The sequence below is a fragment of the Streptomyces sp. NPDC014676 genome (assembly GCF_043084105.1).
Lineage (GTDB): Bacteria > Actinomycetota > Actinomycetes > Streptomycetales > Streptomycetaceae > Streptomyces.
In genome coordinates this window covers 330742-351632 of sequence record NZ_JBIBZI010000005.1, presented here as the reverse complement: position 1 = coordinate 351632, position 20891 = coordinate 330742, and the positions used below count along the sequence as shown (strand labels likewise).

The following is a 20891-nucleotide window of genomic DNA, read 5'->3' as shown; positions in this document are numbered from 1 at the left end:
CGACCAGGTCGAGGGTCAACCCCGGCCCGCCCCTGCCCGGCGACGGCTGTCCGGCCGGGGCCGTACGGGTGACGGCTTCACCCGACCCGGCGGACCTGCGGCCACCGGCGCACCGCCGGCGCACGGGGGCGCGTTGGACCGGCATGGACAGCACTGAGACGGCGCGGCGCCTTCTCGGGCACGACGCCGCGGGCCGGGTGTACGCCGAACTCACCAGCGGGTACGGCGGTCATACGCCGATCTACACCGCCCTCGTCGCGGAGTGGCGGGCCAAGGGGCACACGGTCCCGGAGCACCGCGACGGCCTGTGGGCCTCCTTCGCCGCCGCCACGGTCAGCGAGCGCGCGACGGTGCTGCCCGTGCCCTTCCCCGTCCCGGTCCCCCTGCTGAGGACGCCCGCCGAGGACCCCGGCGAGGAACTCACCAGCCCTCCGGACCCGTCGGCTCCGCGCTGACCGGCGCCAGCACGGCGAGCGTGCCGGTCGCCCCGCGCAGCGCCCGTTCGAGCGGACCGGGGGCGTGCAGGGTGCCGGTGCCGTCCGGCGGGACCAGCCACTCCAGACGCCCGGCCGGCCGGTACGGCGGCGGCACGGCGACCCAGGACCCGCGGCCCACGTGCCGCACCCCGAAGCCGACCCACTCGCTGGCCGGGTCGGGCGGCAGGAAGAACCCCACTCTGCGGGCCGTGACGTCCACCAGCGTGGGTCCGGGCACCTTCAGGGGGTCGCGCCACAGGATGTCCAGGGCGAGCAGCCCGAGCCGGTCGGGCACGCTCAGCACGTCCCAGTACCGGCCCGCCGCGAGCAGCGCCGTGCCCTTGCCGTGGTCCCACTCGCGCTTGCATTCCTGCGGGTCCGTGGCCGCCGCGGCCAGCCACTCGACGGCTTGCTTCCACATGACGCTGTGCATGTCCACCCCGGGCACGGTCGGCCGCGCCGCTGCGGGCGCGTGCGGTAGGGACATGCTGGTAGATATTTCTATCCACCGGAAGGGTGGCGCGGGCTGGCGTTTAGGGAGTGTCGTCGCCTGCCGCGCGCTCCGCGTCCCGCTTCTTGATCCGGGCCGCCTCCTTGCGGACCTCGGCCTGGGTGGCGCGCTCCCGCTCCAGCCACTCGGGGCGCTCCTCCTTCAGCGCCTCGATCTGCTCGGTGGTGAGGGCCTCGGTGATCCCGCCGCGCGCGAGGCCGGCGATGGACACGCCCAGCTTCGCCGCGACCACCGGGCGGGGGTGGGGGCCGTCGCGCCGCAGGTCCCGCAGCCACTGCGGCGGGTCGGCCTGGAGCGCGTTCAGCTCGGCGCGTGAGACGACACCGTCCCGGAAGTCGGCGGGGGTGGCGTCGAGGTACACACCCAGTTTCTTCGCCGCGGTCGCGGGCTTCATGGTCTGGGTGCTCTGGTGCTGCGTCATGACGTCCAGGGTATCGAGCGTGTGAGCGGCCGCCGACCACGGCCGGTAACCTGGCCAGGTGACAGGCTCGGAAGTGTCCCCCCCGTTCCGGCTCGTGTACGTACCCGGTGTGATGCCCGACAAATGGGTGCGCGTCTGGAACGAGCGGCTGCCCGACGTCCCGCTGACCCTCACGCAGGTCCCCGTCCAGGCGGCGCAGGGGCTGCTGCTGGACGGTGACGCCGACGCGGGTCTCGTCCGGCTGCCCGTCGACCGTACGGTCCTCAGCGCGATCCCCCTCTACACCGAGCGGACGGTCGTCGTGGTGCCCAGGGACCACCTCGTCACGGCGGCCGACGCGGTGTCCCCGGAGGACCTGGCCGACGACATCGTGCTGCACCCGCTCGACGACGTCCTCCCCTGGGAGGGCCTGCCCGGACGGCCCGCCCTCGAACGTCCCGCCACCACCGCCGACGCGATCGAACTCGTCGCGGCCGGGATCGGCGTGCTCGTCGTACCGCTGTCGCTCGCCCGGCTGCACCACCGCAAGGACCTCACCCACCGGCCGCTCGAAGGGGCCCCCGAGTCGAGCGTGGCGCTGTCCTGGCCCGAGGCGGCGACGACGGACCGGGTCGAGGACTTCATCGGGATCGTCCGCGGCCGGACCGTCAACAGCACCAGGGGCCGCACACAGCAGCCGGCGCCGGCGAAGAAGCCCGCACCCACCGCCCGGCGGCAACCGGCCGGCCGCGGTCGCCGGGGAGGCACCGGCGGCACGGCGAAGAACCCGCGGCGGGGCAAACCCCGCCGCAGGTCCTGACCCGGCTACCGGACCGTCGGGGACGGTGACGGCGCCGGGGACGCCGTGTTGAGGTCCTCCAGCCCCTTGGGGATCTCCAGCGCGAGGACCGGCGCGCCCGCCTGCGGAGCCGGCGGGGTCACCTGCTCCGCGGGCATCTTGGGCGGGCTGGTCTGCTGGAAGTTGACCTGCTCCTGATTGACCAGCCCCGTCTTCTCCAGCACCGTGATGTGGTCGAGCACCGTGTCGTTGGCCTGGTCGGCCAGCTGCCGCACCAGGGTGTTCCTGGTGTTGGCCCGGATGTTGGCGATGGCGGGGAAGATCTGCCCGTGCGTCACGCGCATGATGTTCACCGCCGTGGAGTCGAACTCCTTGCCGCTGGTGGACTTCACGGTCTCCACGAACCCCTGCTGCTGCGGTGACGCCTGGTTCGGCAGCGTGATGCCGAGCTCCAGGGAGATCTTGCGGCAGCTCTCGTCGAGCCGGCCGTGACCGACGACCAGGTGCTCGCCCGCCTCCTTCATCTCCGCCGTCGTCCCCCGCTCCATCGCCAGCAGCCCCAGCGGGTGTTCCCACAGCCCCGCCGCGCGCACCTTCACCACGAAGTCGCGGTCCGCCTCGGTCAGCGGGCCGTAGTTCGTGTTGGCCACCACCCGGTCCGGCTTGGTCGACGTGTTCTGTACGCCCAGCATGGTGGGATAGGCGAGCGCGGTGAGGGTGAGGATCATGGCTCCGCCCACGAACGCGGTTCCTGCCGTGCTGCGCGAGATGCGCATCGTGCCTCCTGGGATATGAACGGCCCAACAGCAGGAAGTACGGACGCCGGGCGCGGGACAATCACCGTCCGGGAAAAATTTTTCGGCCGGCCTCAGTCGGCGTAAGCGGCCCTCTGTGCCGTACGCACCACCTTGTCGCCGTCCGTGCGGCTCAGCAGGCCCTCGGACACCCAGGCCGCCACCGTGGACCGCACCCGTGTCACCAGCGCTCCCTTGCCGCGGAAGGGCGCCCCGGCCCAGATCTCGTCGAGCAGCGTCGTACCGTCGCTCCGGGCCGGGTTGGCGACTCCGGAGTCGCACGTGCCGAAGATCACACGTGGTTCCGAGCGCCGGAAGTAGACGTGGGCCGGGTCCTCGGTCCCCTCCGCGAAGGGCGCCAGCTCGATGCCGTCCAGCGTGTAGTGCAGGGGTTCGTCCGGGACGGGGGTGAGGGAGGGCAGCAGATCGCCGGAGAGGCCGGCATTGCGGTACAGCCCGAACCGTACGGCGTCCGGCCCCGGCCGGCGGGCGACCAGGTTGACCGGGCCGTGGAACAGGGCCTGCAGCGCGGGATCGTCGGGGGTCCGCTCCACCCGCAGCCGGAAGGGTACGGAGATCCGTACGGTGTCGCCCTCACGCCAGGTCCGTGAGACGCCGAAGTAGCGGCCGGGGACCGGAGTTCCGGGCGCGGCACGCCCGTTGACGGTCACCCGGAAGCCCGCGGTCGCCCAGGACGGCACCCGCAGCAGCAGGGTGAAGGAGGCCCGGCCGCCGCCGATGGTGAGCGTGCTGCCCTGCTCCTCGGGGTAGCGGGTGGTCTGCGTGACCGTGACGCCCTTCTCGGCCCAGGTCAGCCGGGAGGCGCTGTAGAGGTTGACGTACAGGGCGGACCCGTCGGCCTTCGCGAAGTACACCGAGTCCTGGTACTTCGTGGCGCTCTCCATGCCGGTGCCCTCGCAGCAGGTCGTCCCCTGCTTGGGCGTGTAGTCGCGCACATGACCGGGCGTCAGGCCGATGAAGTAGGTGACGAGCGGCTTCTCCGCGTCCGGCCGGTCCTGCTTGGAGCCGAGCACCTGGTTGAACAGGGCCCGCTCGTAGTAGTCCATGTACGCCGGATCCTGCTCGTGGAAGAACAGTGTCCGGCTCAGTTTGAGCATGTTGTACGCGCAGCACGTCTCGGCGGTGGTGTCGGTGATCGTGCCCGCGATCGCGTCGCGGGCCTTGAAGAACTCGCCGCTGCTGGTGCCGCCGATCGCGTACATCCGGTGGGGTACGACCATGCCCCAGAAGTTCTTCGCGGCCGTGAGGTAGCGCTCCTCGCCCGTCTCGTCGTGCAGCCGCACCAGGCCGGTGAAGACCGGGATGTGCTGGTTGGCGTGGAGTCCTTCGAGGACGTCGGTGTTCGCGGCGCAGGCGTCGATGAGCCGGTCCAGGTCGAACAGCTTGGCGAGGGCGAGGTGTTCGGCCCGTCCGGTGATCGCGTGCAGATCGCAGACCGCCTCGACGACGCCGCCGAACTCCCCGCTGGAGAACAGCCCCCACATCCGCTGCAGGGTGGCCGCCGGCAGCACGGACAGCCGCGCGTGCATCCAGTCGCCCATGCCGGACGCGAGATCGAGCGCCCGGTCGTCGTCCGTGGCGAGATACGCGTCCAGCAGCCCTCTGAGGATCTTGTGCGCGGTGTAGTACGGCGCCCACACGCGGGTGTAGTCGCTGCCGGTCATCGACTCCAGTTCGATGAACTGCGTCTCCGGGTACGCGGCGAGGAAGCCCGGATGGCTGGGCGCGCCCCAGGTGCGGCGCAGGACGGCGTCGAGACCCCGGCCGGAGGCGTCCGCGAACGTCCCCCCGGCCGTCTCGTCGAAGGCGTACGACGCCAGGTCGCCACGGCCGGCCGAGGCGTCGGCGGCACGGCGGCTGTGCAGTCCGTCGATCTCGTCGGCGGTCAGCGCCCGCGCGTAGACGTTGACGTCCTCGAACGCGCCTGCGAAGACCGGATCGGCGGGGAAGTTCGATCGTCCCAGCCAGTGGTGGGTGAGGGGGCCGAGGGCGGCCGGGGTCAGTGTGATGTCCGTGCTCCGGGCCACGGCGGTGCCGTCGACGTAGAGGGTGCCGGTGCCGTCGGCGACGGTCACCGCCAGATGGCTCCACTCGCCGACCGGCAGCGGCGCGGTGCCGTCGAGGCCCTGCTCGCCGCCCGGCCCCGAGGTGGTGACGGCGAACCGCGGCACCCCGTCGGCGTTGCGGGCGGCCAGATACAGATAGCGGGTGGTGTCGTCGCCGAAGTCGAAGACCCTGGTCCAGGCGGCGTCGTGCGCGGGGCGCACCCACGCGGACAGGGTGAGGGCGGGGGAGCCGGCGAGCACGGCCGGCGGAAGCTCCGTGTACTGGTAGGAGCCGCGTACGTTCTCCGCCGCCCGGCCGAACCGTCCCTCGACGCTCAGCACGGCCGGATCGCGGCGCAGCGCCTCCCGGACCTCGGCCAGGGCTTCGACCATGGTGGCGATCCGGTCCGCGAGGACCTGCTCGCCGGTGCCGCGGTACGCCTGCGCCAGCATGGTCAGGAAATGACCGGTGTAGTGGCCGCGCAGATTGCCGTTGGCCTCCCCGTCCAGTCCCTCCCAGCCACCGGGCGCGACCGCGCCCCGGGTGGACAGGCCGGCGTTGGCGCGGAAGACCTGGAGCAGCCGGTGCACGTCGTAGCCACGGGCGTGGTCGAGCATCAGCCGCTGTTTGCCGGCGAAGACGCCCGGTCCGAGCGTCACGTCCTCCAGCCCGAAGGGCCGTACGGTCCACGCCGCCGGTACGCCGGAAGCGGCGGCCGGCGTGGCGGGGGCGGCGACGGCGCGCCCGGTGGTCGCGGCGGAGACCGCGGTCGCCGTCAGGGCGGCCGCCTGGAAGAGGGTTCGTCTGGAGAGGGGCCGTGCCATGGGATGCTCCTCTGTTCGGTATCACGAACGATGTGCGAACGGTCGGCCAGACGATAGGGAGGGGACGGAAAGGCGTCAACGGTGCGGGAGCGACCGGTTCCGGACGTTCGCCGAGGACGCGTGGACGGCGGGAGCCGGTCAGGGGCGCCGGGCGGGGTCCGTCAGCCAGGCGTACGCGGCCCGCGCCGTGAACTCCCTCTGTCCGCCGCGCAGCAGCAGACCGGCGGTGGCGAACTCGGGCGCGTCGGCCTGGGCGGCGACGTAGGGGACGGCGATGCAGCGCATCCCGGCCGCGTGCGCGGCGGCGGCGCCCGGGGCCGCGTCCTCGACCACGACGCAGTCGGCCGGGTCCGCGCCGAGCCTGCGGGCCGCCTCCAGGAAGACGTCGGGGGCCGGCTTGCCCCGCGCGACCTCGTCGGCCGACACGACGGTGCGCGGATACGCGTCCAGGCCCGTCCCGGCCAGGACCGCCCCGATGGCGACAGCTGAGGAACCGGAGGCCACGGCCATCGGCACGCCCTCGGCCGCCAGCAGTTCGACGAACGCCCGCATCTCCGGGTACACCCGCGTCGAGGCGCCGGCCAGCTCCAGATAGTGGCGGTCCTTGACCGCGAGCAGCTCCTCCACCGGGGCGGACAGCCCGTACCGCTCCCGCCAGTCGGCGAGCGTCTCCCGGGTGCTGATCCCCACGTAGCGCTCGTGCTCGGCCCAGGAGAAGTCCGGCACCCCGTACTCGGCGAGGGTCCGCCGGCCCGCCTCGTAGTAGTTCGGCTCGCTGTCCACGAGCGTTCCGTCGAGATCGAAGATGACCGAGAGGCCGCCGGGCGTGCTCATGGGGTCCAGGATGACAGGGCTCACTTCCGCGCCGTACGGCCGATCGACTCCACCAGCGGCAGCAGCCGGTGCGGGACGCGCTCGCGCAGCGCCACCTCGGTGCGGGTGCGGACCACACCGGGCAGGCTGATCAGCTTCTGGACCACGTCCTCCAGGTGCGCGTTGTCGCGCGCCACCACCCGGGCCAGCAGATCGCCGCCGCCCGTGGTGGAGAACGCCTCGACGATCTCCGGTACGGCGGCCAGCGCGTCGCCCACCTCGTCCAGGTGCCCCTGGGTGACCTCGATGTGCACGAACGCGAGGACGGGATGGCCCAGCGCGGCGGGGGAGAGGGCGGGGCCGGTACCGGTGATCACCCCCTCGCGCTCCATGCGGTCCAGACGGGCCTGGAGGGTGCCGCGGGCGACCCCGAGGATGCGGGCGTACTCCCGCACACTGGTGCGCGGCTGCTCCAGCAGCAGCCGCAGGATGCGGGTGTCGAGCTCGTCCACGGCCATGAGATCCGAAGTGTCCCCGTATCGGCCATTGGCACTTGGACGGCCGTAGGAATGCCGCGAACACTGTACCAATGGCCCACTCCTGCGGGACTCGGTTGAGCCACTGGTGGAAGAGATGCTGATATGGAGGGGTCGATGGCGCTGCGGACCCCGCGGCGCCTTTTTCGTGCCACGGCGCACAGCAACGAGTTCCCAGGGGGCGGTACGTGCTGAAAAGGGTGTTCATGGCTCCGGACCCGGGCCGGATCCGGCTGCGCTTCGCGGCGCGGGCCGTGCTCGGCATCGGGCTGGCCGTCGTCGTCTGCGGCCTGGCCGGGCACTCGCTCACCGGTGCCGTCACCGGCGGGCTCGCCGCGCTGCTCGCCCTGTTCACCGTCACCGACGTCACCGTCCGCGGACAGGCCCTCACCACGGCGCTGCTGCCCGCCGTCGGCCTGCCGGTACTCGCCGCCGCGGCCGTGCTGCACGACCACCCGGTCGCCCGCGACCTCACCTTCCTCGCCGTGGTCGGACTCGGCGTGTACGCGCGGCGCTGGGGCCCGCGCGGCCACAGCCTCGGCGTCTTCGCCTTCATGACCTACTTCGTGGCGCAGTTCCTGCACGCGAGGACCGCCCAGCTCCCCGAGCTGTACGCCTCCGTCCTGCTGTCCGTGCTCGCCGCGGCCGCGGTGCGCTTCGGGCTGTGGTGCTACGAGCGCCGGCTGCCCCCGGCCGCCGTGCCGGCACCGCCCGCCGGCACCGGGCTGGCCCGGGTGACCACCCGCCAGGCGGTCCAGGCGACCGCCGGCGCGGGCTTCGCCCTGGTCGTCGGCCAGCTGGTGTCCGGGCAGCGCTGGTACTGGGCCGTCGGCGCCACCTGGTGGGTCTTCGTCAACACCACCTCGCGCGGCGAGACCCTGGTACGCGGCTTCCGGCGGGTGCTCGGCACCGTCATCGGCATCGGGCTCGCGTTCTTCGTCGCCGTCCCCGCGCACGGGGACGGGCCGCTGACCGCGCTGGTCGTCGCCGTCGCCGTCTTCGGCATCTTCTACACGGCCGCCGTGTCCTACACCTGGATGATGCTCTGGGTGACGGTGCTCGCCGCCATGCTCTACGGCCTGCTGGGCGTGCTCACCCCCGGTCTGCTCGCGCTCCGGCTCACGGAGACCGCCGTCGGCGCGCTCGGCGCCGTGCTGGCGGTGGCGTTCGTCCTGCCCGTGACCACGCACAGCGTCACCGACGCCTGGATCCAGCGGGCCCTGCGCTGCGTCCACGCGTGCACCGCTCGGGCGGCCGCACGGCTGGCCGGGGCCGCGGACGCCGACCCGGCACCCGTGGTGGCGGAACTGGAACAACTGCTCGCCCGGGTGCGGCTCTCGGTCGCCCCGCTGGTGCATCCGCTGAACCCCATGCTCGGCCGCAAGCGGCGCGCCCGGCGGGTGCTCGCCCTGCTCGACGACTGCGCCCGGGAGATCCGCGGTCTCGTCGCCGTCGCCGCCGACCCGGAGGCCTCGCACGACGCCCGGCTGGCCGCCGCCTGCTGGCGCGTCGAGGCCGCCGTCGAGGCGCTCACCGGCGGCCGGGACATCGCCGTACGGACCTCCCCGGCCGGGACGGAACCCGCCCTGGCCCATCTGCACGGTCTGGAACGCGCCCTCGCCGAGCTGGCCGCGCCGCTGCGGGCGCCGTCCGGCTCCCCGCTGGTCGGGGCCTGACACGAGCGGACGCACCGGGCGGCTCTTTGGTCTAGACCTGAAGTGATCGACTGCTACCGTCACCCCGGTCGGCACAGGACGAGAGGGGACAGCCGTGACGGACGGCAGACGGCGGGCGTTCATCGGGTCGTTCACGGCGGCGGGAGGTCCCGGCATCGTCACCGCGGCCATCTCCCCCGGCAGCGGCGCGCTGACCGTTCTGAGTACCGTGGACGTCGTACCCGACCCGTCCTACCTGGCCCTGTCGTCCGACGGCCGCATGCTGTACGCGGTCAGCGAGACGGCCGACGGTTCCGTGGCCGCGTTCCGCGTGACCGCGGACGGGCCGCGGCCGGCCGGACGCCAGGTGCGGGTGGACGGCAGCGGGCCGACCCACCTCAGCCTCTTCGCCGGCCACGTCCTCACCGCGAACTACGGCTCCGGCAGCGTCAGCGTCGTCCCCGTCCGCCCGGACGGAGGCCTCGCACCGGTGTCCGGGGTGTTCCGGCACAGCGGCTCCGGCCCTCATCCGCAGCGCCAGCAGGGCCCGCACGCCCACCAGGTGCAGCCCGACCCGAGCGGCCGCTGGGCGGTCGGCGTCGACCTCGGCACGGACTCGGTACGGGTCTGCACCCTGGCCGGCGGCGTGCTCGCACCGCACCGGGAGATCGCCCTGCGCCCCGGCTCGGGCCCGCGGCACCTGGCCTTCCACCCGGACGGGGCGTACGCGTACGTCCTCAACGAGCTCAGCCCGACCCTCGTCGTCTGCCGTTGGGACGCCGCCGGCGGCGCGCTCAGACCGCTCGCCGAGATCCCGGTCCTGCCCGGTGCCCCGGCCGGCGACGCCTATCCGTCCGGGGTGGCCGTCTCGCCCGACGGCCGCTTCGTGTGGACCGCGACCCGCGGCGAGGACGTCCTGTCGGTGTTCGCGGTCGAGGGGGAGGGCACGGCGCTGACCCCGCTCACCACCGTCCCCTGCGGCGGTCACTGGCCCCGCGCGATCACCGTCTCCGACGGCGTCCTGTACGTCGCCAACGAACGCTCCGGGGACGTGACCTGGTTCGCGCTCGACCCGGACACGGGAGTGCCGCGGCGCGCCGGCTCGGTCCCGGTGCCCGCGGCGTCCTGCGTGGTCACCGGCTGACCGGAGCCCGAAGGGACATGACGAAGGGCCCGCTCCGGTACGTGGAGCGGGCCCTTTCGGCGTCGTGCGGGAGAGCCGGCCGGGTCAGTGGGCCGGGGTGCTCTGCGCCTGCTGCGGGGCGATGCCCAGCGCGGTCGTGTACTTGGCCAGCGCCAGCTTGCCGATCGCCGGGTAGGGGCCGAGCGCCTCGGCGGCGGAGCACTCCGCCTCCTTCGCGGCCTCCTCGATCAGGCCGGCGTCGATCTCCGGGCCGATCAGGTACGGCGCGAGCGCCAGCTGCTGCGAGCCGGAGCCACGGAGCTGCTCGGCCACGGAGGCGATGGAACCCTCCTGGTCCAGAGCCGCCGCCATCACCGGCACGGCGAGGCGCGCGGCGAGCAGCATGCCGGTGATCCCGGCCGCCTGCACGGCCTCGTCACCGCCCACGGAGGCCAGGATGATGCCGTCCGCCGCGGTCGCCACGGTGAACAGGCGGGCACGGTCGGCGCGGGCCAGACCGGCCTCGGAGAGCCGCACGTGCAGCGCCTCGGCGAGCAGCGGGTGCGGGCCCAGCACATCGGTCAGCTCGGCGGCGACACGGCTGTCCATCACGGCCTGGCGGATCTGGCGCAGCAGCGAGCTGTCCGGACCGGCGAGCAGCGGCACGACGACGGCGACGGGGCCGTCGGGCTCCTTGACGTCCATGCCGGCGGCGCGGGCCTGCTCGAAGCGGGCGGTGCGCTCCTCGGCCGCGTACGCGAGGACGGACCGCAGCGTCGGGAACTCCTCGTCGTCACCGTCGAGGTAGCCGATCCGGGCGTCCAGACCGGGCAGCTCGGAACGGGCGATGCTCACGACCTCGTCGGCGAGCGAGCGGGTGGCACTACTGGGCGCACCCGGCACGGCGAGGACGAGCGCGGGCGCGTCCTCGGGAGCCACCAGCGGCTCGGGACGGCGGTGCCGCCCGGGCTGACGGGGGCGCGGCATTCGTACTGGCAGGCCGGACGCGGGCCCAGTGGGGGTGCTCATGTTGCCGCATGTTAGTGGTTTCCCGGGCTTCCCTGTTCGGGGAGGGTGCGGGTGAGCGGTATCCGTCCGGTTTTGTCTGATGAGTTACGTACGGACGTCGGCCGCGTGAGTGACGTCCTCACCTGCCGGACCCGTCACACACAGCAGCTTCTCGTCGCACGGAAGGATGAACGAGCCGGCGGCGAGGTCCTCCGCGATGCGGACCGCCCCGTGCAGGGGGTCCCCTTCGGCCATGATCCGCCGCACCCCCGGCAGCCGCTCGGCCAGCTCCTCGTCCAGGGGGCCGAGCAGCACGGCACCCATCCGGAACAGGCCACCGGTGAGACCGACCATTCGTTCGCCCGCCGCCGGGCACACGGCCGCGGCGGAGCCGGCCATGTGCCGGGCCGCGGCCCGCAGCACCGCCACGGCGACGGGGTCGCCGTCGGCCGCGCACTCGCCCACCCGGGGCGCGAAGGAGGCGAGCACGGCCGGCCGGTCGGTCCGCGGATACAGCCGGCCGGGCAGTCCGGCCGCCGGACCGAACAGGTCCTCGGCGCTCGCCAGCAGCCGCGCGGAGCCGCCCTCCCGCCCGTCGTGCGCGCACAGCGCCGCCTCGAGACCGGCTCTCCCGATCCAGGCGCCGCCACCGCAGTCGCCCAGCAGGTGCCCCCAGCCGTCCGCCCGGCGCCAGCCGGTCAGATCGGTGCCGACCGCGATCACCCCCGTGCCGGCGGCGATCACGGCACCGGGCCGCGCCCCGAGGGCGCCGACGTACGCGGTGACGGCGTCGGCGGCCAGCACCACCCGCCGCACCCCCAGTGCACGGCCGAGCGCCCCCGGCAGCTCCGCGCGCAGCGCGTTCCCCAGACTGGCCAGTCCCGCGGCCCCGACGACGGCCGCCTCCAGCCCCTCGACCCCGGCCTCCGCGGACAGGGCCCGCGCCATCGGGACCAGTCGCTCCATGAGGTGCCCCGGGTCGAGGCCCCGCGCCCCCGTCCGTACCGGTTCCCCGGAGGCGCCCCGGGCCAGTGGCCCGCGCCCGGCGGCCCCGACGGCGACCCGCAGGCCGGAGCCCCCGGAGTCCACGGCGAGGAAACCGGGCCCGGTCACGGCAGGCGCCAGTCCACGGGTTGGCCGCCCTGACGGATCAGCAGGTCGTTGGCCCGGCTGAACGGGCGGGAGCCGAAGAAACCGCGGTCGGCGGACATCGGTGACGGGTGGGCCGACTCCACCGCGGGCAGATCGCCCAGCAGCGGACGGCAGTTGCGGGCGTCCCGCCCCCACAGGATGGAGACCAGGGGCTTGCCCCGGCCGGCCAGCGCCCGTATCGCCTGCTCGGTGACCTCCTCCCAGCCCTTGCCGCGGTGGGCGCCCGGCTTGCGCGGGGCCGTCGTCAGCGCCCTGTTCAGCAGCAACACGCCCTGCTGGGTCCACGGCGTGAGGTCGCCGTTCGACGGCTGGGGCAGACCCAGGTCGGTGTTCAGCTCCCGGAAGATGTTGATGAGGCTGCCCGGCAGCGGCCGCACCTCGGGCGCGACCGAGAACGACAGTCCCACCGCGTGCCCCGGGGTGGGGTACGGGTCCTGCCCGACGATCAGGACGCGTACCTCGTCGAAGGGCTGCTGGAAGGCGCGCAGGACGTTCGCCCCGGCCGGGAGGTAGGTGCGTCCCGCGGCGATCTCCGCGCGCAGGAAGTCCCCCATTCCGGCGATCCGTTCGGCCACCGGCTCCAGGGCCTTCGCCCAGCCCGCTTCGACGATCTCATTCAAGGGTCGTGGTGCCACGGGCGTCACCTTACTGCCGCGACGGCGGCGGAGATCAACCAGTGGCCAGGACCGGACGGGATCCTCATGAAGCTCACGCGGTTCACGCGACGACCGCCGCCCGTACGCACAGCACGTCCGGCAGATGCGCCGCCAACTGCCGCCAGCTGTCGCCGTCGTCGGCGGACGCGTACACCTCGCCGTTGCGGTTGCCGAAGTAGACGCCCGCCGGGTCCGCGCCGTCGTGGCACATCGCGTCGCGCAGCACCGTGCCGTAGTGGTCCTCCCGCGGCAGCCCCGCCGTCAGCGGCTCCCAGCTCCTGCCCGCGTCCGCCGTCCGGAAGACCCGGCAGCGCCGGCCGGCCGGCACCCGGTCGGAGTCGGCGTTGATCGGGAACACGTACGCCGTGTCACCGCGACGGGGATGGGCCACCACCGTGAAGCCGAACGTCGACGGCAGGCCCTCGCCGATGTCCGTCCAGCTTCCGCCCGCGTCGTCGCTGCGGTACACACCCCAGTGGTTCTGCAGGTACAGGCGGTCCGGGTCCGCCGCGTCCCGGGCGACCTTGTGCACGCACTGCCCGAACTCCGGGTTCGGGTCCGGCAGGAACACCGCGGACACCCCGGAGTTGGACGGGGCCCAGCTCGCGCCGCCGTCCAGGGTGCGGAACACGCCCGCCGTGGAGACGGCCACCGTCACGGCGCGCGGATCACGCGCGTCGGTCAGCACGGTGTGCAGCCCCTCACCGCCGCCACCCGGCACCCACTTCGCCCGCGTGGGGTGCTCCCACAGCGGCCGGACCAGTTCGAAGGTCTCCCCGCGGTCCTCCGAGCGGTACAGCGCGGCCGGTTCCGTCCCCGCGTACACCACGTCCGGTTCGGCCTCGGACGGGTGCAGCTGCCAGACCCGCTCCAGCGAAGCCCCCGTGTCCTTGGGGAACCTGACGGCGGGCCGGGCCGGTTCGGTCCAGCTTCGGCCCAGGTCGTCGGAGTGGAACACCGAGGGGCCCCAGTGCGCGCTGTCCCCGCCGACCAGCAGCCGCGGGGTCGCGCCACGGGTGTCGACGGCGATCGAGTACACGGCCTGCGCGTTGAAGTGGGGACTCTCGTCGAACTCCCAGGCGTCACCTCGCCGGCGCCCGATGAACAGGCCCTTGCGGGTGCCCACGGCGAGCAGTACCTCGGTCATGCCGACCACCTCCGCGACGTCTTCGTCGACGCCCTCGATCCAGGACACCGGCCAGTCTGCACCCCACCACTGACAGTCACCCCAGGATCGGCGTCACCGCAGGTCGAGGCCTGTGCGGGCGGGTACGGGGACGACCGTGCGCGGTAGCCGGACGGCGGGGTCAGCCGCCGTCCGGCAGCGCGCGGCCGAGGACGGCGTCCAGGCCGGCCGCCGCGGGCAGGGTGCCGAAGGCGTGTCCCCAGTCGCCGCCCAGCCGCGTCGCGCAGAAGGCGTCGGCGACGGCGGGCGGGCGGCGCCTGGTCGTTCTCGACCCCACTGAGACCACCGATGACCTGATACGGGACATCACCGAGGTGCTCACGTCGATGTGTGCGCGTCTGTACGGGCGGCGAGCGGCGAAGAACCGGGCCGCCCGTGCGGTGGCCGTGGCGACCGCAGAGGCCGCCGAGTGAAGAAGTTCCGGCCGCAGCCCGGGTGTGCGGTGCAGGCGTTCCGGTTCGCCCTGGCCCCGAACGCCGCCCAGGAGCGCGCGCTGCGCTCGCACTGCGGTGCGGCGCGCGCGGCGCACAACTGGGCTGTCGGCTGGGTGACCGCCTCCTGGCGGCAGCGCAAGGCCGAGGAGTCCTACGGCGTCCCCGAGGAGTCGCTGACGGATTGGCGGCCGTGGTCGCTACCGTCGCTGCGGAAGGCGTTCAACGCGGCCAAACACACCGACCCCAGGTTCGCGAGCTGGTGGGAGGAGAACTCCAAGGAGGCATACAACACTGGCCTGGCAGGCGCAGCCGCCGCGTTCGACAACTACGCGAAGTCCAAGAACGGCAAGCGCAAGGGCGCCCGGAGGGGTGCGCCACGGTTCAAGGCCAAGCGGAAGGCGCGCCTCGCCTGCCGGTTCACCACTGGAACCATCCGCGTGAACCAGGACGGCCGGCATGTCACGCTGCCGAGGGTGGGCACACTGCGCACCCACGAGCCCACCGCCGGGCTCCTCGCCCGCGTCCAGGCCGGTACCGCCCGGATCCTGTCCGCAACCGTCCGACACGAGCGCGGACGCTGGTTCGCCTCGTTCCAGGCAGAGGCAAAGCGGGGCCTCGAACGCGTCGCCCGCCCGGACACCGCGGTCGGCATCGACCTCGGAGTGAAGACCCTCGCGGTGATGGCCGACACTACGGGCGAGATCCGCACCGTCGCCGGCCCTGGGCACTACGGCCGGGCGCTGGGGCAGCTGCGCCGAGCCTCCCGCGTCGTCTCCCGACGCCAGGGCCCCGACCGGCACACTGGACAGAAGCCGTCGAAGCGGTGGGAGAAGGCCGAGGCCGCCCGCAACAAGGTCCACCACCGCGTGGCGAACCTCCGTGAGGACGCCCTGCACAAGCCCACCACCACCGTGACCGCCGAGTACGGCACGATCGTGATCGAGGACCTCAACGTCGCCGGGATGCTCCGCAACCGGCGCCTCGCCCGCCGGATCGCCGACGCCGGATTCGGCGAGATCCGCCGCCAGCTCACCTACAAGACCCGGCACCACGCCACCCGCGTGATCGTGGCGAGCCGCTGGTGCCCTTCCTCGAAGACCTGTTCCGGGTGCGGCGCGGTGAAAGCCAAGCTGCCGCTGCACGTACGGACCTACGAATGTGACGCCTGCGGCCTGGCCATCGACCGGGACGACAACGCCGCGTTCAACCTCGCCGCCCTCGCGGCGGCCTGCACCACTGGTACCGGAGTGGCCGGAGACCAGGACACCGCCCCGGCGGTGTCGAAGCCTCGTGGAGCCGACCGTAAGACCCGCGCCACCCGCCCCCGCCGCAAGGCGGGGGCGGGGCGGGCAGGTGGCGCAACCCTGCCGCAGCAGCGGCAGACGGAAGCGAGAGACCGTCCTCAAGCCCAAGCCCTCACGCTTGAGTGACGAGACGGACCTTCCAGGCAGAAATGCCTGGAATGCTCAGAACCGCTGAGGTTCTGAGCAACGGCTACCGGTAGGTGATGTCGGACGACGCGTACTTACAGTACGTGCCGTCGGCGCCCGAGCCGTTGCTGCTCGGCTCGTCACCGTCGTCGTTGCCGATGTACTTCTGGCAGGGGACGATCTTCTTGCTGCTGTCCCCGATGATCGTGATGTTCCGCAGGGTCGCGCTGTCGCCGTAGTTGGTGTTGATGCCGGCGAGCCTGCTGCCCTTCCAGGTCACCTCGATGGTGTTGAGGTTGATCGTCCGCTTGTACTGCGTGGAGCAGTTGCCGCAGGAGCGGACGAAGGTGCCGAAGTTCTGGACCGCGAAGTCCGACACGTTCAGCGTTCCGGCGCCGTTGAACTGGAACACCTTGTCGCCGGCTTCCTTGGCGCCGCCGCCGCTGACGGTGTAGACCGACCCCGACGACGTGCCCTTGAACGTGGCGGCGTCCTCGCCGACGTCCTCCCACCAGACGTTCTGCAGCGTGCAGGAGCCCTTGCAGTGGATGCCGTCGGCCGCGGGGGCGCCCAGGATGACGTTCTTCAGGACCGCGCCGTTCGCCAGTTCCAGGATCGGGCCCTGGTCCTCGTCCTGGCTGCCGGAGCCCAGGTCGCCGGTGCCGTACAGGCGCTTCATCCCGTAGTCCTTGGTGCCGGACACGGAGATGGTGGAGGAGACGCCCTGGCTGCCGTTGGCGGTCGGCCAGGTGGCGGCGCTCGCCGGGGATGCGCCGGTGGTCATGACCATGCCAATAGAGAGGCCCAGGGTGGCGAGTGCGCCCGCCAGTGCGCGGGCGCGTGGTCGTTTCGCGGAAGTCATGTCGTTCCTTCTGTCGTGGTGTGGGGGTGTGGACCAAGTACCTGAACGACGTTCGTGATGGTGCACGGCGTGCCCGCTTCGTTGACGTGAGCGGGTCACGCTGCTGAACGGGAAACGTATGGGGTAAGCGCTTTCTAGTCAACGCCTCGCGAGGGTCACATTCGGCCAGGAAAGACCGACGCCGGCGGCCCGGGGTGCGGGGAGCACCCCGGGCCGCCGGCGTCGGTGGCGGTACGGGCTCAGACCGAGCGGTGGTACTGGTCCGGCACGTGGACCTCGCCGCCCAGTTCACGGGCCGCGTGCCGGGCCCACGAGGGGTTGCGGAGCAGCTCGCGGCCGAGGAGCACCGCGTCCGCCTCGCCGTTGGCCACGATCTTCTCCGCCTGCTCGGCGTCGGTGATCAGCCCCACGGCGGCGACCGGCATCGGCGTCTCGTTCCGCACCCGCGCGGCGAAGGGGACCTGGTAGCCCGGCCCGGTCGGGATGCGGACCCCGGAGGCGTTGCCGCCGGTGGAGACGTCGAGCAGGTCGATGCCGTGGGCGTGCAGCTCGGAGGCGAAGCGGACGGTGTCGTCCGGGGTCCAGCCGGACTCCTCCAGCCAGTCCGTGGCCGAAATGCGGAAGAACAGCGGCTTGTCGTCCGGCCACTCCTCGCGCACGGCGTCCACCACCTCGAGCGCGAACCGCGTCCGGTTCTCGTACGAGCCGCCGTAGGCGTCGGTGCGGTGGTTGGAGTGCGGGGACAGGAACTCGTTGATCAGGTAGCCGTGGGCGCCGTGGATCTCGGCGATCTCGAACCCGGCGGCGAGCGCGCGGCGCGCGGCGGCGCGGAACTGCCCGACGATCTCATGGATCTGTCCGGCGGACAGCTCGTCCGGCACCGGGTGCCGCTCGTCGAAGGCGACCGCGCTCGGGGCCACCGGCTGCCAGCCGTGGGCGTCCGGCCCTGTGGGGGCGCCGCCCTTCCAGGGCCGCTCGGTCGACGCCTTGCGTCCGGCGTGCGCGAGCTGGACGGCGGGGACGGTGCCCTGTGACACGAGGAAGCGGGTGATCCGGCGGAACGCCTCGACCTGGGTGTCGTTCCAGATGCCGAGGTCGTACGGCGAGATCCGGCCCTCCGGCGACACGGCGGTGGCCTCGACGACGATCAGGCCCGTGCCGCCGGCCGCGCGGGCCGCGTAGTGCGCGAAGTGCCAGTCGCCGGGCGCGCCGGTCCCGGGCCCTTCGGGCGCGGCCGAATACTGGCACATCGGCGGCATCCACACCCGGTTGGGGATGGTCACGTCGCGCAGGGTGTAGGGCTGGAACAGCGTGCTCACGTCGGACTCCGTTCGGCGGGGAACCAGAGGAGGGGTCGGCTCGTACGATAGGCACCGTAATACGGGAGGTGTCAAACTACGATGCCTTTCGTACAATGAGGTTTCCCGGACCGCACCTGGAGCAGCCGTGACGATCGCCGTCCCCGCACCCAGCAGCCGCGATCTGCCGCACCCGGCGCGCGAGGAGATCCGGCTGGAGGGTGTGCTGCACGCGCTCTCCGACCCCGTACGGCTGCGGATCGTCCGCGAACTCGCCGCCGGGGGCGTCGAGCTGACCTGCTCGCAGTTCGACCTGCCGGTCACCAAGTCCACCACCACGCACCACTTCCGGGTGCTGCGCGAGAGCGGCGTGATCCGGCAGGTCTACGAGGGCACCGCCAAGATGAACGGCCTGCGCCGGTCCGACCTGGACGACCTCTTCCCGGGCCTCCTCGACTGCCTGCTCGCCGCCGCCGCCGCCCAGTCCACCCGCCACACCTCCGACTGACCCGTCAGGCGCCCGGGGCCTGCCCGCCGGGGCCTTCGGCTCCGAGGGGTTTGTGGGAGCCGGGGCCCGTTGGCGTTCGGTCCTCGCGCGCCGGTGACCGTCGGCGCCCCTGTGGGATCGCGGGCCGGTCGTGCGGCCACGGACCTACGTGGGGTCGCGGGCCGGTCGTGCGGCCATGGCTCACCGTGTGGCCACGGGCCGATCGTGCGGTTGCGAGCCTCTGTGCGGTCGCGGGCCGGTCGTGCGGTTGTGGCTCCCCGTGCGGTCGCGGGCCTCTGCGCCGTCACGGGTCGGCCGTGAAGTCACGGTTCCTGTGTGGTCGCAGGGCCCCGTGTGGTCACGGGCCCGCCGTGCGGGCTGCCGCGAGCAGGGATTCCCAGTCGGGGAGTTTGACGACGCTCCGGCCCAGGGAGGCGCCCAGTTCCGCCTCGGCGTGTTCGATCGCCTGCCAGCCCGTCCATTCGACCGGTTCGACGCCCTCGGCCCGCAGCGCCGCCAGCGGGTCGCCGGGGAGGTCGCGGTCGGTGAGGAAGGGCGCGTCCCGCAGCAGGGAGGTCACCGTCTCCTTCGCGCAGGGCCGGTTGGTGCCGATGACGCCCGTCGGGCCCCGCTTGATCCAGCCCGCCACGTACTCGCCCGGAGCGACGGCGCCCTCCCGCAGCACCCGCCCGGCGAGATGCGGAACCGTGCCGGCCGCCGCGTCGAACGGCAGCCCCTCCAGCGGCACCCCGCGATAACCGACCGAGCGCAGCACCAACTGCGCCCCGACGTCCTCGAACCGCCCCGTGCCCGTGACGCCGCCGTGTCCGTCCGGCACCGTCCGCTCGAAACGCACCGCGGCCACCCTGCCCTCCCGGGCGATCAGTTCGGCCGGGCGGAGGAAGAAGCGCAGCCGGATCAGTCGCCGGGCACCCGGCACCGGCGCCCCGGCCCAGCCGCGCAGCACCTCGACGTTGCGGCGCTGCGGAGCGGGCAGCGCGGACGGGTCCGTGTACGCCGGGTCCTGCGCGGCCTCGGCCGGGTCCACGGCGATTCCGGTGTCCGGCAGGATCCCCAGTTCGCGCAGCTCCTTGGTGGTGAAGCGGGCCTGGGACGGGCCGCGCCGGCCCGCCATGTGGATGCGGTCCACCCGGCTCGACGCGAGCGCGGTCAGCGCCGCGTGCGGCATGTCGGTCGGGCTCAGCTCCGTGGCGCCCCGGGCCAGCATGCGCGTCACGTCCACGGCGACGTTCCCCATCCCGATGACCACCGCCGACCGCACCCCGCGCAGGAAACCGTCGTCGACGGCGTCCGGATGCGCGCTGTACCAGGACACGAACTCGGTCGCCGACCAACTGCCCGGCAGATCCTCGCCCGGGATGCCCAGCCGCCGGTCCGTGGCGGCGCCCACGCAGTACACCACCGCGTGGTACAGCTCCCGCAGCCGCGCGACCGGCACCCCGCCCGGCCCGACCGGCACCCCGCCGAGAAAGCGCACGCGCTCGTGCTCCAGGACCGCGCGGAGGGTGTTCTGCAGGGACTTGATCTTCTCGTGGTCCGGCGCCACTCCGTAGCGGACCAGACCGTACGGACACGGCAGCCGGTCCAGGACGTCCACGCGCACCCGGGCGTCCTGCTGGACGAGGCCCTGGGCGGTGTAGCACCCGCTCGGCCCGGAACCGATGACGGCGACACGCAGCACGGCGGAACTCCTCACCCGGCGGATCGACAGGAGATCGCTGCTGTCTCCAGCATGGCACCGCCCGCGCTCCGCTGACAGGGTGCCGTCCGCCGTCCGGGGCGCGTGTTCTACGGAGGGAAACTGATCACGCGATTACGTTGCGTGTGTGTTTGAGGCATCTTTTCTTCATCTTTCCGATCGCTCTCCGGCGGAGGGCGCGGTGTCCGTGTGGCCCGCGTGGGAGGTGCGGGAGGGGGAGCGGGCGACCCGGTGGCTCCATGTGCGGCTGGTCTTCGGCGACGGGGCCCGCATCGACGCGCTGGCGACGGTGTGCGAGGGATGGGTCTGCGTCGAGGACGTACGGGCCCGGCCCGCGCTGGCCCTGGAGGACCTCGCCCTGTTCGCCGACTGGATCGAGGGGCCACTGGCGCGGGCCTGCGGCGCCGAGCCCGAGCCGGGCCCCGGGGACGCTCCTGGTACGGGCGCGCACCGGGAGCGTCCCGACCGGCCGAGGGGGTCGCAGGAGCACGGTCTCGTGGCGGGGGCGTACCGCGCGGCGCAGGAGCGGGGAGCCGATCCGGTCCTCGCCGTGATGGACGAGACCGGGTACAGCCGGCGCGGTGCGCTCAGGCTCATCGGCCGGACGCGCGACGCGGGGCTGCTGCCCTCGCGGCACGCCCGGCGCTGAGCCGCTCCGCC

20 protein-coding genes and 2 pseudogenes are annotated in these 20891 nt (G+C 73.2%); 8 read left to right on the top strand and 14 right to left on the bottom strand.

Annotated features, from left to right (window positions below; translation table 11 throughout):
* Positions 1–143: 143 nt before the first annotated feature.
* Complete coding sequence (locus ACF1DX_RS17115; RefSeq protein ID WP_391791966.1) at positions 144–455, top strand: hypothetical protein; 312 nt, start codon at positions 144–146, stop codon at positions 453–455.
* Here the strand turns inward: ACF1DX_RS17115 and ACF1DX_RS17110 are convergent.
* Entirely contained in the window at positions 421–909 is a 489-nt protein-coding gene (locus ACF1DX_RS17110) for a hypothetical protein (RefSeq protein ID WP_391792143.1), read from the bottom strand. The genes ACF1DX_RS17115 and ACF1DX_RS17110 overlap by 35 nt on opposite strands.
* A gap of 100 nt (positions 910–1009) precedes the next feature.
* A complete protein-coding gene (locus ACF1DX_RS17105; protein ID WP_391791965.1) occupies positions 1010–1408 on the bottom strand; it encodes a DUF5997 family protein in 399 nt (132 codons plus the stop codon).
* Between the two features lie 58 nt (positions 1409–1466).
* Between ACF1DX_RS17105 and ACF1DX_RS17100 the strand changes: the two genes are divergently transcribed.
* A complete protein-coding gene (locus tag ACF1DX_RS17100; RefSeq protein WP_391791964.1) occupies positions 1467–2207 on the top strand; it encodes a LysR family transcriptional regulator substrate-binding protein in 741 nt (246 codons plus the stop codon).
* A 5-nt stretch (positions 2208–2212) separates the two neighbouring features.
* Here ACF1DX_RS17100 and ACF1DX_RS17095 read toward each other — a convergent pair whose 3' ends face one another.
* The 4 genes from ACF1DX_RS17095 to ACF1DX_RS17080 all read right to left on the bottom strand — a co-directional run bounded on the left by ACF1DX_RS17095 (position 2213) and on the right by ACF1DX_RS17080 (position 7202).
* A complete protein-coding gene (locus ACF1DX_RS17095; protein WP_391791963.1) occupies positions 2213–2962 on the bottom strand; it encodes a DUF4142 domain-containing protein in 750 nt (249 codons plus the stop codon).
* Between the two features lie 92 nt (positions 2963–3054).
* Positions 3055–5871 (bottom strand): beta-L-arabinofuranosidase domain-containing protein, encoded by a 2817-nt coding sequence (locus tag ACF1DX_RS17090; protein WP_391791962.1) that lies wholly within the window; start codon positions 5869–5871, stop codon positions 3055–3057.
* Between the two features lie 138 nt (positions 5872–6009).
* Positions 6010–6705: an HAD family hydrolase gene (locus ACF1DX_RS17085; protein WP_391791961.1), complete on the bottom strand. Its 696-nt coding sequence runs from the start codon at positions 6703–6705 to the stop codon at positions 6010–6012.
* A gap of 20 nt (positions 6706–6725) precedes the next feature.
* Positions 6726–7202: an Lrp/AsnC family transcriptional regulator gene (locus ACF1DX_RS17080; RefSeq protein WP_073934751.1), complete on the bottom strand. Its 477-nt coding sequence runs from the start codon at positions 7200–7202 to the stop codon at positions 6726–6728.
* Between the two features lie 206 nt (positions 7203–7408).
* On the opposite strand from ACF1DX_RS17080, the gene ACF1DX_RS17075 reads away from it, so the two are divergent.
* Entirely contained in the window at positions 7409–8896 is a 1488-nt protein-coding gene (locus ACF1DX_RS17075; RefSeq protein WP_391791960.1) for an FUSC family protein, read from the top strand.
* Positions 8897–8990: 94 nt separating this feature from the next.
* On the top strand, positions 8991–10019 hold the full coding sequence (locus tag ACF1DX_RS17070) for a lactonase family protein (protein ID WP_391791959.1): 1029 nt from the start codon (positions 8991–8993) through the stop codon (positions 10017–10019).
* An 84-nt stretch (positions 10020–10103) separates the two neighbouring features.
* On the opposite strand, the gene ACF1DX_RS17065 is transcribed toward ACF1DX_RS17070, so the two are convergent.
* The 5 genes and pseudogenes from ACF1DX_RS17065 to ACF1DX_RS17045 form a co-directional block, all read right to left on the bottom strand.
* The gene (locus ACF1DX_RS17065; RefSeq protein ID WP_391791958.1) at positions 10104–11027 is read right to left on the bottom strand and encodes a sirohydrochlorin chelatase; all 924 of its coding nucleotides are present in this window, start codon (positions 11025–11027) and stop codon (positions 10104–10106) included.
* Positions 11028–11111: 84 nt separating this feature from the next.
* Positions 11112–12119 (bottom strand): N-acetylglucosamine kinase, encoded by a 1008-nt coding sequence (locus ACF1DX_RS17060; RefSeq protein WP_391791957.1) that lies wholly within the window; start codon positions 12117–12119, stop codon positions 11112–11114.
* Positions 12116–12793: a uracil-DNA glycosylase gene (locus ACF1DX_RS17055; RefSeq protein WP_391791956.1), complete on the bottom strand. Its 678-nt coding sequence runs from the start codon at positions 12791–12793 to the stop codon at positions 12116–12118. The genes ACF1DX_RS17060 and ACF1DX_RS17055 overlap by 4 nt, the downstream gene beginning before the upstream one ends.
* An 82-nt stretch (positions 12794–12875) precedes the next feature.
* Positions 12876–14031: pseudogene (locus ACF1DX_RS17050) on the bottom strand (WD40/YVTN/BNR-like repeat-containing protein).
* Positions 14032–14121: 90 nt separating this feature from the next.
* Positions 14122–14277, bottom strand: a complete 156-nt coding sequence (locus ACF1DX_RS17045) for a hypothetical protein (RefSeq protein WP_391792149.1) — start codon at positions 14275–14277, stop codon at positions 14122–14124.
* On the opposite strand from ACF1DX_RS17045, the pseudogene ACF1DX_RS17040 reads away from it, so the two are divergent.
* Both ACF1DX_RS17040 and tnpB read left to right on the top strand, forming a co-directional pair.
* A pseudogene (locus ACF1DX_RS17040) lies at positions 14243–14413 on the top strand (IS607 family transposase); the annotation flags it as partial. The gene ACF1DX_RS17045 and the pseudogene ACF1DX_RS17040 sit on opposite strands and share 35 nt — an antisense overlap.
* On the top strand, positions 14410–15864 hold the full coding sequence (tnpB, locus tag ACF1DX_RS17035) for an IS607 family element RNA-guided endonuclease TnpB (protein ID WP_391791955.1): 1455 nt from the start codon (positions 14410–14412) through the stop codon (positions 15862–15864). The pseudogene ACF1DX_RS17040 and the gene tnpB, both read left to right, overlap by 4 nt.
* Positions 15865–15928: 64 nt before the next feature.
* Here tnpB and ACF1DX_RS17030 read toward each other — a convergent pair whose 3' ends face one another.
* Together ACF1DX_RS17030 and ACF1DX_RS17025 are read right to left on the bottom strand one after the other, a co-directional pair.
* Entirely contained in the window at positions 15929–16726 is a 798-nt protein-coding gene (locus ACF1DX_RS17030) for a pectate lyase (protein WP_391791954.1), read from the bottom strand.
* 239 nt (positions 16727–16965) lie between these two features.
* Positions 16966–18045 (bottom strand): NADH:flavin oxidoreductase/NADH oxidase, encoded by a 1080-nt coding sequence (locus tag ACF1DX_RS17025; protein ID WP_391791953.1) that lies wholly within the window; start codon positions 18043–18045, stop codon positions 16966–16968.
* A gap of 133 nt (positions 18046–18178) precedes the next feature.
* Between ACF1DX_RS17025 and ACF1DX_RS17020 the strand changes: the two genes are divergently transcribed.
* Complete coding sequence (locus tag ACF1DX_RS17020; protein WP_391792142.1) at positions 18179–18532, top strand: ArsR/SmtB family transcription factor; 354 nt, start codon at positions 18179–18181, stop codon at positions 18530–18532.
* A gap of 337 nt (positions 18533–18869) precedes the next feature.
* On the opposite strand, the gene ACF1DX_RS17015 is transcribed toward ACF1DX_RS17020, so the two are convergent.
* Positions 18870–20213 carry an FAD-dependent oxidoreductase gene (locus ACF1DX_RS17015; protein WP_391791952.1) on the bottom strand — a complete coding sequence of 448 codons (1344 nt, stop codon included), beginning with the start codon at positions 20211–20213 and terminating at the stop codon, positions 18870–18872.
* A 199-nt stretch (positions 20214–20412) separates the two neighbouring features.
* Between ACF1DX_RS17015 and ACF1DX_RS17010 the strand changes: the two genes are divergently transcribed.
* The gene (locus ACF1DX_RS17010) at positions 20413–20880 is read left to right on the top strand and encodes a DUF6214 family protein (RefSeq protein WP_391791951.1); all 468 of its coding nucleotides are present in this window, start codon (positions 20413–20415) and stop codon (positions 20878–20880) included.
* Positions 20881–20891: the final 11 nt, after the last annotated feature.

Excerpts from the sequence above, each read along its gene's own strand:
- ACF1DX_RS17095 (WP_391791963.1), bottom strand. The coding sequence starts at position 2,962 with ATGCGCATCTCGCGCAGCACGGCAGGAACCGCGTTCGTGGGCGGAGCC.
- ACF1DX_RS17080 (WP_073934751.1), bottom strand. The coding sequence starts at position 7,202 with ATGGCCGTGGACGAGCTCGACACCCGCATCCTGCGGCTGCTGCTGGAG.
- ACF1DX_RS17110 (WP_391792143.1), bottom strand. The coding sequence starts at position 909 with ATGCACAGCGTCATGTGGAAGCAAGCCGTCGAGTGGCTGGCCGCGGCG.
- ACF1DX_RS17085 (WP_391791961.1), bottom strand. The coding sequence starts at position 6,705 with ATGAGCACGCCCGGCGGCCTCTCGGTCATCTTCGATCTCGACGGAACG.
- ACF1DX_RS17090 (WP_391791962.1), bottom strand. The coding sequence starts at position 5,871 with ATGGCACGGCCCCTCTCCAGACGAACCCTCTTCCAGGCGGCCGCCCTG.
- ACF1DX_RS17065 (WP_391791958.1), bottom strand. The coding sequence starts at position 11,027 with ATGAGCACCCCCACTGGGCCCGCGTCCGGCCTGCCAGTACGAATGCCG.
- ACF1DX_RS17115 (WP_391791966.1), top strand. The coding sequence starts at position 144 with ATGGACAGCACTGAGACGGCGCGGCGCCTTCTCGGGCACGACGCCGCG.
- ACF1DX_RS17030 (WP_391791954.1), bottom strand. The coding sequence starts at position 16,726 with ATGACTTCCGCGAAACGACCACGCGCCCGCGCACTGGCGGGCGCACTC.
- ACF1DX_RS17105 (WP_391791965.1), bottom strand. The coding sequence starts at position 1,408 with ATGACGCAGCACCAGAGCACCCAGACCATGAAGCCCGCGACCGCGGCG.